At 37.4% G+C, this 13,784-nt stretch carries 13 protein-coding genes; 7 read left to right on the forward strand and 6 right to left on the reverse strand.

Features of this window, described 5'->3' with window-relative positions:
- Positions 1-272 precede the first annotated feature (272 nt).
- Both AC0L3W_RS01650 and mrcB read right to left on the reverse strand, forming a co-directional pair.
- Positions 273-686, reverse strand: coding sequence for a tetratricopeptide repeat protein (locus AC0L3W_RS01650; RefSeq protein WP_290038786.1), 414 nt, complete (start codon positions 684-686; stop codon positions 273-275).
- A 13-nt stretch (positions 687-699) separates the two neighbouring features.
- The gene (gene mrcB, locus AC0L3W_RS01655; protein WP_409439827.1) at positions 700-2,970 is read right to left on the reverse strand and encodes a penicillin-binding protein 1B; all 2,271 of its coding nucleotides are present in this window, start codon (positions 2,968-2,970) and stop codon (positions 700-702) included.
- Between the two features lie 484 nt (positions 2,971-3,454).
- Between mrcB and AC0L3W_RS01660 the strand changes: the two genes are divergently transcribed.
- Complete coding sequence (locus tag AC0L3W_RS01660) at positions 3,455-4,378, forward strand: glutaminase (protein ID WP_409439826.1); 924 nt, start codon at positions 3,455-3,457, stop codon at positions 4,376-4,378.
- Positions 4,379-4,815: 437 nt separating this feature from the next.
- Here AC0L3W_RS01660 and AC0L3W_RS01665 read toward each other — a convergent pair whose 3' ends face one another.
- Complete coding sequence (locus tag AC0L3W_RS01665; RefSeq protein ID WP_409439825.1) at positions 4,816-5,718, reverse strand: HPP family protein; 903 nt, start codon at positions 5,716-5,718, stop codon at positions 4,816-4,818.
- A gap of 308 nt (positions 5,719-6,026) precedes the next feature.
- On the opposite strand from AC0L3W_RS01665, the gene nfsA reads away from it, so the two are divergent.
- Positions 6,027-6,749 (forward strand): oxygen-insensitive NADPH nitroreductase, encoded by a 723-nt coding sequence (nfsA, locus tag AC0L3W_RS01670; protein ID WP_290038782.1) that lies wholly within the window; start codon positions 6,027-6,029, stop codon positions 6,747-6,749.
- Positions 6,750-6,836: 87 nt separating this feature from the next.
- Here nfsA and AC0L3W_RS01675 read toward each other — a convergent pair whose 3' ends face one another.
- The gene (locus AC0L3W_RS01675; RefSeq protein WP_409439824.1) at positions 6,837-8,150 is read right to left on the reverse strand and encodes a DKNYY domain-containing protein; all 1,314 of its coding nucleotides are present in this window, start codon (positions 8,148-8,150) and stop codon (positions 6,837-6,839) included.
- A 475-nt stretch (positions 8,151-8,625) separates the two neighbouring features.
- On the opposite strand from AC0L3W_RS01675, the gene AC0L3W_RS01680 reads away from it, so the two are divergent.
- The 4 genes from AC0L3W_RS01680 to AC0L3W_RS01695 all read left to right on the forward strand — a co-directional run bounded on the left by AC0L3W_RS01680 (position 8,626) and on the right by AC0L3W_RS01695 (position 11,432).
- Positions 8,626-10,212 (forward strand): putative bifunctional diguanylate cyclase/phosphodiesterase, encoded by a 1,587-nt coding sequence (locus AC0L3W_RS01680; RefSeq protein ID WP_409439823.1) that lies wholly within the window; start codon positions 8,626-8,628, stop codon positions 10,210-10,212.
- 23 nt (positions 10,213-10,235) lie between these two features.
- On the forward strand, positions 10,236-10,700 hold the full coding sequence (locus AC0L3W_RS01685; RefSeq protein WP_409439822.1) for a GNAT family N-acetyltransferase: 465 nt from the start codon (positions 10,236-10,238) through the stop codon (positions 10,698-10,700).
- A gap of 92 nt (positions 10,701-10,792) precedes the next feature.
- Entirely contained in the window at positions 10,793-11,077 is a 285-nt protein-coding gene (locus AC0L3W_RS01690; protein ID WP_409439821.1) for an Rdx family protein, read from the forward strand.
- Positions 11,078-11,096: 19 nt separating this feature from the next.
- The gene (locus AC0L3W_RS01695; protein ID WP_409439820.1) at positions 11,097-11,432 is read left to right on the forward strand and encodes an antibiotic biosynthesis monooxygenase family protein; all 336 of its coding nucleotides are present in this window, start codon (positions 11,097-11,099) and stop codon (positions 11,430-11,432) included.
- A 2-nt stretch (positions 11,433-11,434) separates the two neighbouring features.
- Here AC0L3W_RS01695 and AC0L3W_RS01700 read toward each other — a convergent pair whose 3' ends face one another.
- Positions 11,435-11,908, reverse strand: a complete 474-nt coding sequence (locus AC0L3W_RS01700; RefSeq protein WP_290038776.1) for a MarR family winged helix-turn-helix transcriptional regulator — start codon at positions 11,906-11,908, stop codon at positions 11,435-11,437.
- Positions 11,909-12,030: 122 nt separating this feature from the next.
- Here AC0L3W_RS01700 and AC0L3W_RS01705 point away from each other — a divergent pair, with 122 nt between their 5' ends.
- Positions 12,031-12,459: an organic hydroperoxide resistance protein gene (locus tag AC0L3W_RS01705; protein ID WP_290038775.1), complete on the forward strand. Its 429-nt coding sequence runs from the start codon at positions 12,031-12,033 to the stop codon at positions 12,457-12,459.
- Between the two features lie 84 nt (positions 12,460-12,543).
- Here AC0L3W_RS01705 and AC0L3W_RS01710 read toward each other — a convergent pair whose 3' ends face one another.
- Positions 12,544-13,746 (reverse strand): MFS transporter, encoded by a 1,203-nt coding sequence (locus AC0L3W_RS01710; protein WP_409439819.1) that lies wholly within the window; start codon positions 13,744-13,746, stop codon positions 12,544-12,546.
- Between the last annotated feature and the right edge of the window lie 38 nt (positions 13,747-13,784).

Below are 13,784 nucleotides of genomic sequence, written 5' to 3' on the forward strand. Positions count from 1 at the left end.
AAGGTTAAGTCTGTAATGCAGGGAGAAAACTTATTTTCTCCCTTTTTTGTTGCCATGTTATAAGAGGTAGTTGGTGTATCTGTCTCTCTTTGTGCATCAAGTTTAGGTTGGTTTTATTTACTTTTAAATGAGCGATTCAGCATAACAACACTTCCCCTCGATCACTAAAAAAAGATCGAGGATAACGTGAACAGTCATAAGCTTAGTTGGTTAACCCACTTACCAAAATAATGATTAATTAACAGTTGCTTACAGTAGAGGAGACACCTCTTCTATCGGAGTTTAAGCTTTTCTAATAACAATTCAGCTTGCTCAGTTATCATGTCATTAGGGTTAAAGCTAAGTGCTTTTTCTGCGAATGATTCTGCCTGTGCATTTTTACCTTGTCGGTAATTTAACTCTGCTAACTTTAAATAAACTTCAGGGGTACGTGGAGAGATTCTGATTGCTCGCTCTAACGTCCTCGTTGCACCTTGTAAGTTACCTTGGCTTTCTTGCTGCTCTGCAAGGCTTAATAATGAGTTTAATGCAGAGCTTCTGTTAACTGTATTATCGCTCTTACCTGTTGATGTATTGATTGAGCTTGGTGTTGTCGGGTCTGTTACTGGTGCGGTAACCGTCGGTTTGGTACTACACGCCCATAAAAAACTAGATAAACAAACAACAGCAATTTTGTAATGATTCATTATTTTTCTCCCTTTAATTGGTTAAATTACGGAACCAATCGATGACTTTATCCGTTGCATTACACCGTTTTTCTTGTTCTGGTTCACTGCCACTCACGAAAGGCAAAGGGATCGCATTGTTACAATTATCTTCGCTACCGACGCCTGTTTCGCTATCAACCCAACTTAGAGTGATATTTTTTGGTGGAGTATTTTGTAAAGGTTGATGAGCTCGCGCTTTAAAAATATCAGCCCAGACACGAAGTGCGCCACTTGAGCCAGTTAACCCCGTTGTTTTATTATCGTCACGGCCAAGCCAGACGACTGCTTGCATATCTTCTGAAAAACCTGCAAACCAACTGTCTCGTAGGTCATTGGTTGTTCCTGTTTTCCCTGCCACTGCAAAGTCCGGTAATAACCATTCTAGTGCTTTAGCTGAGCCTTCGTGGGTCACTGCTTGCAAAGCATGGCGTAAGGTATAAATGGCACTCGAATTAAAGCGTTTTTCAATATCAATCGGGTAACTGGTGAGTAATTCTCCATGCGCATCAACAACTGAGCTGATCGCTAACAATGGCGTATAAAACCCACCGGAGGAGATGGTTTGATACATTTGAGCAACGTCAAGCGGGCTCAATTCTGCTGCGCCTAATGTAATCGATGGTACGGCTGGGATATCACTCTCAACGCCAAGTCGTTGTATGGTTGATAATATATTATCTAAGCCTAGCTCATTACCTAAACGTGCCGTTGCCTGATTATATGAATGTGCTAAGGCTTTATATAAAAGCACATCGCCGTGATCTTTTAAATCGTAATTTTTAGGTGACCAAGTATCACCGTTCGCTAATTTTTGTTCGTAGGCCGAATCACTTATTAAGCTCGCTAAGGTATATTCTTCACTTTTTTCTAGTGCCGTTAAATACACTGCGGGTTTCATTAATGAACCGATTTGCCGACGTGCATCAATGGCGCGGTTAAACCCTGCATATTGGGTATCGGTACCGCCTACAATCGCTGTAACTGCGCCAGTATTAGGTTGCGTTACAATCACGGCACCTTGTAGCTTATGCTCAGGATCTGATTGTTTCTGTTTAGTCATTGCTTTAACCAAGCTAGATTCAGCGGTTTCTTGAATCAAGGGGTTAAAGTGGGTGAAAATAGATAAACCATTTGAACTTAAGTCTTCTGCTTTATAGTCATTCTGTAATTGTCTGCGTACCAGATCTAAATAAGCAGGGTAACGTTTATGGCCACTGGCATTTCGGTCGCCAACTTCTAGTGGCGCTTGCTTAGCCAATTCAGCAACGTCTTGATCAAGGCGGTTTTCTCTTACGGCAATATCTAATACTAAATTACGGCGTTTTAATGCACGCTCAGGGTTACGCCATGGATTGTAATAACTCGCGCCACGCACTAATGCGACTAACAATGCTTGTTGTGAAAGGGATAAATCGATTAGGTCTTTTTTGAAGTAATACTGACTTGCTAAACCAAAGCCATGAATGGCACGCGGGCCATCTTGACCGAGGTATATTTCATTCATGTATCCTTCTAAAATATCGGCTTTGCTTGCGTGTAATTCTAATAATATTGCCATCAGCGCTTCTTGTGCTTTACGAATTAATGTTCGTTCGGGCGTGAGGTAATAATTTTTAATCAATTGTTGTGTTAGTGTTGAGGCTCCCTGTGAGAATCCACCTTTTTTAATATTGGTAACCATTGCACGTGCAATACCACGAAGTGAAATACCGAAATGGTCATAGAAATCCTTATCTTCAACAGCAACTAACATTGATTGTAAAGAATCAGGAACGTCGGTCAGTTGCACTAATATTCTATCTTCGTTGTGTGAAGGGTAGATACCTCCTATCACCAAGGGCTGTAAACGTACTAATGCTTTGTTATTTTTACTTTTTAAGCTTGATACAAAGCCATTATTTAAGGTGATTTTTATTTTTTGTGCTGGTGCTAATTCATCACTGAACTGAAATTTAGGGATAAATATCGTCACGTTATTACCATTGATTAATGCCTCGCCGGGATGCTTAACATCTTGTACAAAACGATAGCCAAGCATGGTCATTTCTTCACGTAAATCAGCCAACGGAAGTGGTAACCCTTCATATATTTCTAAAGGGCGAGCATAAACAGTTGATGCAACTGACCACTGTTTATCTTTAAAAGTCGAATTAACGAGAGAGTCTAAGTAGAGGAGGATGCCGCTAGCGATGATTACTAATATTAATAATGCAGCCCATTTTTTACTAATGTATTGACGAGTTGTCGATTGTTTATGAACCAATGTAAGACCTTATAAAAACTAGAAATAAAAAGTAGTCGCGTGGTCACTAGGTTATTGCTATAACAGTGATTTGCGATTTTTCATTGAAGTAAAGGTCTTCGACATCTAGCTGAAGCATAAAGTTCACGAGCATCAAGCAACTTTGAAATCTGATACTTTCAACTCATCTTTTAGCCATGTAGATTTTTAATGTTAGTGGTAGTTGTTATGACGCTGTCACGCAATTTTAGACCTTGTTATTTGATATTCTTAAGTATCAATACATTTTGACCTTTAATAGGTCATTTTCGAAAAACATTTGCTTGATTTAAAAAGTTGTTTTTATCATTTAAAGTTAACTTTATTTAAAGCCTAAAAAACTGTTTTATTAGATACATCGTCTACAATGTTAGCTGCGCATATTTTTTCTGGCATATCAGGGCCTGCGTGATAAGCTAAAATCAATACAATCATTCACTTAACGACTCAATTATTTAATTAATCTATGAAAGACATTAACTTTAAAACTGTATTTAACGATATCTTTATTGAATTACAACCCTTGGAAAATAAAGGTGTCGCTGCTTCTTATATTCCTGAGCTTGCTAAGATAGATCCTGATAAATTAGGGATCCATTTAGTACATGCTGATAAAGGCAATTTTTATCAAGGTGATAGTCAAGAGCGTTTCTCAATACAGAGTATTTCCAAAGTGTTTTCGCTAACGTTAGCGATGCGTATTATTGGTGGTGAATTATGGTCACGTGTTGGGGTAGAGCCATCAGGAACTGCATTTAACTCTTTAATACAATTAGAAGTTGAAAATGGTATTCCTCGTAATCCTTTTATTAATGCTGGCGCTATTGTTATTTGCGATGTATTGATGAGTTATTTGGATAACCCTAAAGTAGACCTATTAAATTTTATTAGAGAAATTGCTAATAACCCAAGTCTACAATACAACGAAACCGTCGCTGAATCAGAAAAACTCACTAGTGATAGAAATAAAGCGCTCATTTATTTGATGCGTGATTTTGGCAATATTCATAATGATGTTGATGAAGTCTTAGATTTATATTTTTACCTTTGTTCGATTGAGATGAATTGCTGCGAATTAGCACATTCATTTATGTTTTTAGTGACGAGAGGCGTTGATTTATCAACGGGAGAAGTAATTGTAACACCTAGTCAAGCTAGGCGTATTAATGCCGTGATGCAATCGTGTGGCTTTTATGATGAAGCGGGGGAGTTTGCTTTTAAAGTGGGCTTGCCTGGAAAAAGTGGCGTTGGTGGAGGGATTGTTGCATTGCATCCTGGTAAGTATGCCGTTGCTGTCTGGAGCCCTCGATTAAATAAAAAAGGTAACTCATATATGGGAATGAAAGTCTTGGAGTTGTTAACCACGAAAATGGAAGATTCAATTTTCTAGAGATTAACAGCGCTGTTTGAGTCTGTTTTCGGTCGATTTTTTAGCTTGAATTGACTGGTTACATCTGCGTTAAATTATTTTTCATTTTTGGTGAAATATTGCTATCTATTTTTAATTGTTGGGAACATAATCTCGCTGTTAGCTGGGTACTTAATACCCTGAATAACATATGTCAAAAGGTTAGTAGTTGTTTATCTTAATGAAAGGAAAGCATCGTGAGTAAAGGCCAAGACAGTAAAAAAGACGGTAAGAAAAAACCACTTTTAACAGCCAAAGAAAAAAAAGCAGTAAAAGTCGCTAAAAAAGCCAAAGTTGGATTTTTAGGCAGATAGATATTAGATGAAAGGCCATCAATTTAGCGGTGGCCTTTTATCACTCAACGCGTTAATTCATATGTTCAATGAACATCATTTTCACAAATTTTATAACCTGATTAACTAACTTTTAGGGCGCATTTTTTCATTTGCCCATTCAGCAAATTCTTGTAATGTACAACTCTCCGTTGACCCTTTTCTGTCACCATCTGCAATGCGATATATCACTAGATAACGAGATGGATCTTGGTGTTCTCGCTGGTCAATTACTTGGCGAACTGACCACTGTCTTCCTGGTTTGCTATTGGTATAGAAGGCCCCTAGTTCGAGCACAAACTGCTTAATTAACTCTTCATGATAAATAGCATCGGCTAAATCAACTACGCGTTTTATCTGTTCGTCACTGGCATCAATCACTAGATCTGAACGCTTTATGGCTTGATGAATATGTTGCTTCTTAATACGGCGCGTATCGGGGTGATACCCAACACTGTGGTAACGCATGAAACTTTGTGGGTAGTTTCTCCAATGAAATAGGTTATTAAAAATCATCGCGATAATAAATAATATGCTGCAATTAATCAGTGTCGGTGTGAGCACATACCAATAACCGAGGCCATGGATAGTAGGGCCGCCGATCACTGCTGCTAAAGCTGTTGCACCACCTGGTGGGTGTAAACTGCGGGTTAAATGCATGACTAAAATAGATAATCCGACGGCTACTGGCGCAGCAATAAGCATAGGGTCTATAAATGTAGCACAAGTAACCCCAATAATAGCGGAAAGAATATTCCCTCCTAAAAAGGCCCAAGGTGTAGAAAGTTGACCATGAGGCACTGCAAAAAGTAATACAGCGGAAGCCCCCATGGAAGGTAAGATAGCTACTGACCCAGCGTCGCCAGTAAAGTAAACGGTTGCATAAAAACAACAAAAAATAGCTAACATTCCACCTATTGTTGCTACGGTTTTCTCTGAATTAACAACGTTACTTTGAACCCCTAAAAATCGAATAATTGCCTGAATCATTTGCTATCACTTATATTACTTATTTTTATTATTATGTGGCACTGGGGGCTATTAAGTTTTTACTTATGCTGTTAGCCCTGATCAAAGGTGGTAAAGGGTATAGTGAGGAGCTGCTTAAATCAAAGTAAGCTATCTGAATAAGGTATAATAAAAGTGTTGGTCTTGGTGTGTTGTGAATAATTGAAAGTGTTCAGTTAAATAAGGTTCTCCAGTCACATTGATCATCTTTACTTCAAACTCTTCACAAATATCATTAAGATAGTGTCGCACCTTACAACGACAATTATAATGATAAGGATTACCGATTTATGAACAAAACGATTGAGACTATGTTAAGTCACCGTTCGATTCGCCAATATACGGATCAGCCAATAGAAAAAGCGCAACTGGACACGATTATTCAGGCTGGATTAGCGGCTTCTTCATCGAGTATGCTACAGGTTGTGTCTATCATTAGAGTGACAGACAAAAGCAAGCGAAAATTGTTAGCTGAATACGCGGGTAATCAAGTGTATGTTGAAAATGCAACGGAATTTTTAGTGTTTTGTATTGATTACCAACGTCATGCTGAAATTAACCCTGAGGTACAAGCTGACTTCACCGAGCTAACGCTTATTGGTGCTGTTGACAGTGGGATTATGGCGCAAAACTGTTTATTAGCAGCTGAATCATTGGGGTTAGGTGGCGTATATATTGGTGGTTTACGTAACAAAGTTGAGCTAGTGGATGAGTTGCTTGAGTTACCACAGAATACGTCGGTACTGTTCGGTATGTGTCTAGGTTACCCTGCACAAGATCCTGAGGTTAAACCACGTTTGCCTGCACATGTGATTATGCATGAAAATCAATATAAGCCTCTGAATATGGACGATATTAAAGATTATGATAAAGTTATTCATGACTATTATGCAAGCCGCACGAGTAATCAAAAGCAAAGTAATTGGTCAGAGCAAGTGACTGGACAGTTATCAAAAGAGTCACGTCCTCATATCCTGCCATATCTAAATAAGAAAGGGCTTACAAAGCGCTAGGCTTTTACTGGTTTGTTGTGCTGAACCTTAACTTGATTGCTTAACAAGTTAAGGTTCAGTTGTTGGTGCTAGTGGTTATTATCTCTATTAATAGTCAGATACTTTTAATCTGTATTCACCTGCTTCATTTTCATCTGCATATAAGTTGTCTTGATACTCAAAGTTTGAAGGCGTTATACCTACGACTTTGTGTTCACTCCAGTACACATGATTTGCATCTTTTGAGAAACGATCTGAAATCACGCTAAAGGTATCTGGGTCTGCTCCACTAATAGGTTCGTTATAATAAAAGATTCGATTACCTATTCTAGTAAATGTTTTTTGATCAGGATTAAGTACGACTACATCACTAGGTTTAATCCCCTCTAGCTTATTATTTCTGGTGTAGACTTCATCATTATACGCATAGAACTCGTAGGTGATGTCTCTAACTTCTTCACTAGGCACCATGATAACCGTTGTCGAGGTTAGATGAAGAGCTCTCCACTCCCAGTTTTTTTGAAGTTGATTAGCTTCAGAACGGCCCACATCGGATGCTTTTCTATTGTTAATAATATAGCCATTATAATAAAGATGTTTTTGATCTTTTGAGATGGCGTCATTTAATACTTTAAACGTATTAGGGTCACTCTCTGGAATAGGCGTGTTAAAATAATAAGCTTGGTTTTTATCTTTTCTATAATAAGGCGAAATAACAGTAAAACCTTCTGGTACCATGCCTTCTATTCTCTCTCCATTAGCATAAACACGGAGTGAATCTGTTGCATATTCATCATTAATTATTTCAAAGCTATTGGCATTTTCGCTAATGACTTCCCCATGGTAAAGAATTTGCTCACCATGCTTAATGTATTGCTCATTAGCTTTATTGATTGCAGAAGGCATTGCTTTGAGTGGCATTTTGATATCTTTGTAATAGTAAAGGTAATGTTTATCCATGCTATACAAACCATGAAGGTAAGTGAAACTGTCCAAATCAGCTCCTGTAATGACTTCTCCATGACATAACACTTTTCCTCCACTAATCAGGTAGCCTGAATCGACGCTACTTGTGTTTAACCCTGATGTTACTTTTACTATCGGCTCTGGTTTTACTCCAACAAGAGGCTTCCCATCGTAATAGAGGTGCTCACTGTCTTTTGCATATGAGTTATCTATGGCTTTAAAGGTGCTTGGGTCTGCTCCTTCAATTTTTACTTCGCCTATTTGGAAAAAATTGCCATTCCTTACATACACAACTTGACCGTCTTGGAAGTAATATTGATTGCTCTTGCTATTATCTACAGCACTAGCATTATGCGTGCTAGGGCTGCTAACGTAAAAAGCAAAAATAGCAGCTACTAACGCATAAATTACAAATATGATTAAAAATACGATTCCAATCCACATCAGAATTTTCATAGGTATATCCTGCAAGTTATTAATTATATTAAGGTTTAAAATAACACAATCATAAAAAATTGATATTAAATCATTGGATTATGATATCTTTTAGGAGGATAAATCCTGATTACTTGGTTTTTAAAGGCCGCTATTCATTGTTTAAAGGGGAGCTTGTGAATTCTTTTTTTAATCACTTTTTGAATAGTTCGATGTAAAGAGCGCTTAAATAATTAACAGGTATAATGTTTTTTGGATACTACTTAACAGTATTAATCTACTCAACGTATTAAGTTAAGAGTTAATAACAGCTATTTTTATTCAATAGTGATATGTTTATTGATAAATAATTCACCAATATGCTATTTTAGCTGGAGATTTTAGAGTTTTTCTTTAATTTCATCATATTAAGTAACGCTCTCAGCTACACTTATAAGACGAACTATTTATTGTCAGTCCTTATTATTCTTTATGGATTTTAGATGAGGGGTTTTATTTGAACGAATTCTTTATTGCAATCATTCTTGCTGGCACATTTCTATTATTAGCTAGTCTTGTTAATACACTGCGAATTTGTAGAAAAACATCGCGTGCCGCCTGGTATATTCTTTTCTATTTCATTGTTTTATTTATTGCCGGCTATCTCGGTATCCTCTATTACTTTATATCTTACCCGTTAGATTCTATGTTGGTGTCGATCGTTGCTTGTATTCTATTTGGTGGCGGCGCATTTGTGTTTTTGGTGATTAGGTTAAGCTTTGCTAGTTTACTAAAGGTTGAGAAGGCGGTAGAAGTACAGCGCTATCAAGCTGAGCATGATGCATTAACCGGTTTACCAAATCGTAAAATGTTCTTTGGTATTTTATCTAAAACGATTGAAGCAAAAACGCCATGTACTGTACTGTTTATTGATTTAAATGATTTTAAACAGGTTAATGATTCTTTTGGTCATCACTTCGGAGACCAACTGTTAATAGCTACTGCACAAGGCATACAAAGTCACTTAAGCAATTATGCATCGCTTTATCGTTTAGGAGGAGATGAGTTTGCTGTTTTATCAACTTTTCAACATGCTAATGGTTTACAACAATGTATTGAATTAATTACCAGAGCCGCCAATTCGCCGGTGGAGATTGATGAACAATTCATTAATGTGCGTTTAAGCATTGGAGTGAGCCATTTTCCGCAAGACAGTGAAGATATGCATGAATTGGTAAGGCTTGCTGATTTGGCTATGTACGAAGCCAAAAATAACAATCAAACACTAGTTTTTTACCATGATAAGCTGAGTCAAAAAGAAAGTAATTTTTTATTGATGACGAATAGGATTCAAACCGCAATTGAGCAGGGTGAATTTATGTTGTTTTATCAGCCAATTGTTTGTGCAAAAAGTGGTGAGGAACATGGTTTGGAAGCCCTAATTCGTTGGCCACAACCTGATGGTAGTTATCTTTCTCCTGAGTATTTTATAAAGATTGCAGAGCGCAGTACACTTATTTTGTCTTTGACCAAGTGGGTTATCATTGAAGCGCTTAATAACTTGAGTAACCTTTATGAGGCTGGCTTTAAAGGTATGCTGCATATTAATTTATCTGCGCAAGACTTAAAAAGTAATGAGTTTTTTAAATATATTTGCTCGTTGCATGAACAAGATCCATCAATTAGCAATACCATTATTTTTGAAATAACGGAAAGTGCTATGATGACTGACATTAAAGACGCTAGAGAGATGATTTTAGCGCTCAACAAAAAAGGTTTTCAATTCAGTATTGATGATTTTGGCACTGGCTTTTCATCGTTATCGTTATTGAGAGAGCTGCCTATTACACAGATTAAAATAGATCGTTCTTTCGTCAATGATATGCTGACGCAAAAAGCAGATTATGCGATTGTGAATTCTATAATATTTTTAGCGGAGCAGTTATCTTGTAGTGTGGTTGCTGAAGGTGTAGAAAGTCATCAAATAGAGCAAGCATTGATTAGCTTAAATTGTGATTTTGTACAGGGTTTCTATTATAGCAGACCTTTGCCAATTGAAAGCTTGAGTATGAATATCAATCACTTTAAAAAAGCCATAAATTAATCTTGTTGGTAGGAGTTGTATTATTGGAAATAAAATTAGATGACTTATCGGGCAATGAGGTTGCTTTATTGTTGCAAGAGCATTTACAAGATATGCGAGCAACTTCACCACCAAAAAGTGTGCATGCTTTGGACTTAACTGGATTAAAAGATCCTTCTGTGCAATTTTGGACTATATGGGATGGGCAAGATTTAGCTGGGTGTGCCGCCCTTAAAAAGTTAGATGCTAACCAAGCCGAAATAAAGTCAATGAGGACGGCTAAAAACTTTAAACATCAAGGTGTTGCTTCGCAGTTACTGCAGTATATTATTACTCAGGCTAAAGGCTACAAGTATAAGAAATTAAGTCTTGAAACCGGTTCTATGGATTATTTTTTACCTGCACATGCTTTATATTTAAAACATGGTTTTACATTTTGTGAGCCATTCTCTGATTATCAGGAAGATCCTAATAGTAAATTCATGACATTAGATTTAACCCTCAATTAATCTCTTTTATTTAAAATCAAAGAGCAGCTGATATTTTAATTTTTAACTTGTAGACTAGTGTTTTAACGTTACTTGACAGAGTTTTAATCCTGATGAATAAAATAGAAATTAAATACTGTAAAAAATGTCGATGGTTAATGCGCTCTTCGTGGATGGCTCAAGAGTTATTAAGCACCTTTGAAGATGAACTAGATGAAGTGTCTTTATTACCTGGTGAAGGTGGTATTTTTGAAATGTATGCGAATGGTACGCTTATTTGGTCGCGTAAAGAGAAGGGTGGTTTTCCTGAAATCACGGAGCTTAAGCAATTAGTGAGAAATATAATCGCACCTGAGAAAGACCTTGGCTGTATTGACCGTAAAAGCAATAAGACTTAATTAATAGGTATGGAATAGTATGTCATTAATTGCTGATACACCAAAACCACCTTACTACGCGGTCATTTTCACCTCCACTCGTACTGAAGGTGATCATGGCTATGCAACGACTGCGGATCGCATGGTAGAACTTGCCTCACAACAATCTGGTTTTTTAGGTATCGAATCAGCTCGGGAAGAGGTGGGAATTACTGTCTCTTATTGGTCTGATTTAGCTTCCATTAAAAAGTGGAAAGAGAATGTTGAACACATAACGGCTCAAAAAATGGGACGCAAGTTGTGGTATGGTGAATTTAAGTTACGAATTAGTAAAGTAGAACGAGACTATGGCGGTGACCTTAAACCTAAACCATAGACTTAAGTACGCTGTTCGTTAATATCTAAACTATCCACTTCTTCGCTATTTAAGTCATGTACCACTAAGTCTAGTAAATGCATTAACTGCTCTGCTTGCGCGCTATCAATACTATTAAATTTACACTGTATTTGCTTTGGTATATCTGCGGCTTGGTGTTTGAGAGATTGACCTTGTGTTGTCAGTTGAATAAAGCGTTTACGTTTATCAGACTCATCTTTAATCACCATTAGTAATGCTTTGTCGGTCATTTTTTTTAGGATCTGCGTTAACGCACTGCCATCGATCGCTGTTTTTTCAATCAAAGCGGCAATAGTTATTTTATCCTCTTCCCATAATGCCATCATTACCACATACTGAGGGTAAGTGAGATTAATCTCATTTAAGAGTGTGCGATAAGTGCGAGCAATGCTATTAGATGCCATGTACAAACGGTGACATAATTGATTCTTTAATTGTAGTTGTTCAAATGACATGTCAGCTCCTTTTATCAAACATTTTAATTTGCATGCAAAATATTTGCAATTGCTATTTATTCTCGTTATTATTTTGCGTGCAAAATAAATAATTTTAATCAATGTCAACATTGGAGTTCATTATGAATGTATTACAAGAAGTCGCTTACACAGCTAACGCTACAGCAACTGGTGGTCGTGAAGGTATCGCTAAGTCAGATGACGGTCGTTTAGATGTTAAACTATCTACTCCTAAGAACTTAGGCGGCGATGATGGTCAAGGTACTAACCCTGAGCAACTATTTGGTGCTGGTTATGCAGCATGTTTCATCGGTGCGCTTAAGCACGTTGCTGGCGCTGAAAAAATCGCATTACCTAGCGATCTATACATCAACTCTGAAGTGTCTATTGGTCCAATTGAAGGTGGTTTTGGTATTGCTGTTAAATTATCTATCTCACTAGGTGATATGGATAAAGCGCAAGCTGAAGCATTAGTAGAAAAAGCTGATTTAGTATGCCCATACTCAAATGCAACACGTGGCAACATCGCTAAAGAACTAGTGATCATCTAACCATTTGTTTAATCAGTATTAATATTTAATATTGATTGATGATATCAAGGCCGCTCATAGTGCATATGAGCGGCCTTTTTTATACTAAGCTGAACGTATTAGTTGCTTGTGTTGCGCTTTGTATTTCACTTGGTATACCACTAATAATAATAAGCAGATAATTAATGCAATACTGGTACTGCCTAACACTCCTTGCCACCCCCACTGTTCATAAAATGGTGCAATGAAGAACACACCTAAACTTGCTCCGCTGTAATAAAATAAGCTGTATAAGGCCTGTGCACTCCCTTTGCCTTTTTTTACTGAGCGACCAACAAGTGTACTTGCTTGTGCATGACAGAAGAAAAATCCAAAGGCCATTAATATCATGCCAAATGTCATCACCGAAAGATTTTGATGACTGAGTAATAGGTTCGCAGCCAACATAATAAAAATACCTGTAGCAACACCTGCGAGTTGTCCATAACGTTTACCAAATTTACCCGCTAATGATGCACTCATGGTGCCGCCCAAAAAGGTAACAAAGATTAAACTACGTAGGGCACTAGGTAATTCATAAGGTGCCGCTTCTAATACACTCATTAAGTAACTAAATAGATTAACAAAGCAGCCAAAGCCGAGACCAATAATAATATAGATAATCAATAGTTGCGGGGTCTGTATATGTTTCGCAAACATATTCAGGCTTGGTTTTAATTGGAATTTTTGTTTGGTGAAATGACGTTGCTTTGGTAAAGCTAGGTATACGCCAATGAATAAAACAGCGGTGAGTATCGCCATACCAAAACCGGTTGCCTGCCAGCTGCCTAATAGATCCACAGATGCGCCACCGATTAAACGACTACTAATACCGCCAATGGTATTTGAAGCGATATAAAAGCCTACTGCAGATGGTAACCAGCTCTTTCTTAACTCGTCTCCTAATAACGGAATCGCAACAGCAGGGCATACTGATAATAGGGCGCCTTGAATAAAACGTAATGATAAGAATAGCGTGTAGTTTTCTACCATAGGGAGAATGAATGAAATACACAAACCTGCAATCATGCCTTTTAATAGAATAGGACCGCGTCCAATTGAGTCTGAAATACTGGCAAATATTAATAAACCTAAGCCCATACCTAATAAAGGAGCTGACATGGTTAAGTTAGCTGCTAGCAAGCTAATATTAAACTCATGTTGCAAGGTTGGAAGCAATGGTTGCATCCAGTAGATATTTGAAAATGTAACTACTGAGCATAGGCAAACAGCGATAACTAAACGATTGTAATGTGTGAATTTTTTCATGTTTTTAACAGGAGCCCCTTGTTGAATAGGCGCATAAT

It is taken from the genome of Psychromonas sp. KJ10-5 (assembly GCF_055808325.1).

What these genes read in the sequence shown, in the direction of transcription:
- AC0L3W_RS01710 (WP_409439819.1), bottom strand. Translation starts at nt 13,746, where the DNA reads ATGAAAAAATTCACACATTACAATCGTTTAGTTATCGCTGTTTGCCTA.
- AC0L3W_RS01650 (WP_290038786.1), bottom strand. Translation starts at nt 686, where the DNA reads ATGAATCATTACAAAATTGCTGTTGTTTGTTTATCTAGTTTTTTATGG.
- AC0L3W_RS01705 (WP_290038775.1), top strand. Translation starts at nt 12,031, where the DNA reads ATGAATGTATTACAAGAAGTCGCTTACACAGCTAACGCTACAGCAACT.
- AC0L3W_RS01675 (WP_409439824.1), bottom strand. Translation starts at nt 8,150, where the DNA reads ATGAAAATTCTGATGTGGATTGGAATCGTATTTTTAATCATATTTGTA.
- AC0L3W_RS01695 (WP_409439820.1), top strand. Translation starts at nt 11,097, where the DNA reads ATGTCATTAATTGCTGATACACCAAAACCACCTTACTACGCGGTCATT.
- AC0L3W_RS01660 (WP_409439826.1), top strand. Translation starts at nt 3,455, where the DNA reads ATGAAAGACATTAACTTTAAAACTGTATTTAACGATATCTTTATTGAA.
- nfsA (WP_290038782.1), top strand. Translation starts at nt 6,027, where the DNA reads ATGAACAAAACGATTGAGACTATGTTAAGTCACCGTTCGATTCGCCAA.
- AC0L3W_RS01665 (WP_409439825.1), bottom strand. Translation starts at nt 5,718, where the DNA reads ATGATTCAGGCAATTATTCGATTTTTAGGGGTTCAAAGTAACGTTGTT.
- AC0L3W_RS01690 (WP_409439821.1), top strand. Translation starts at nt 10,793, where the DNA reads ATGAATAAAATAGAAATTAAATACTGTAAAAAATGTCGATGGTTAATG.
- AC0L3W_RS01700 (WP_290038776.1), bottom strand. Translation starts at nt 11,908, where the DNA reads ATGTCATTTGAACAACTACAATTAAAGAATCAATTATGTCACCGTTTG.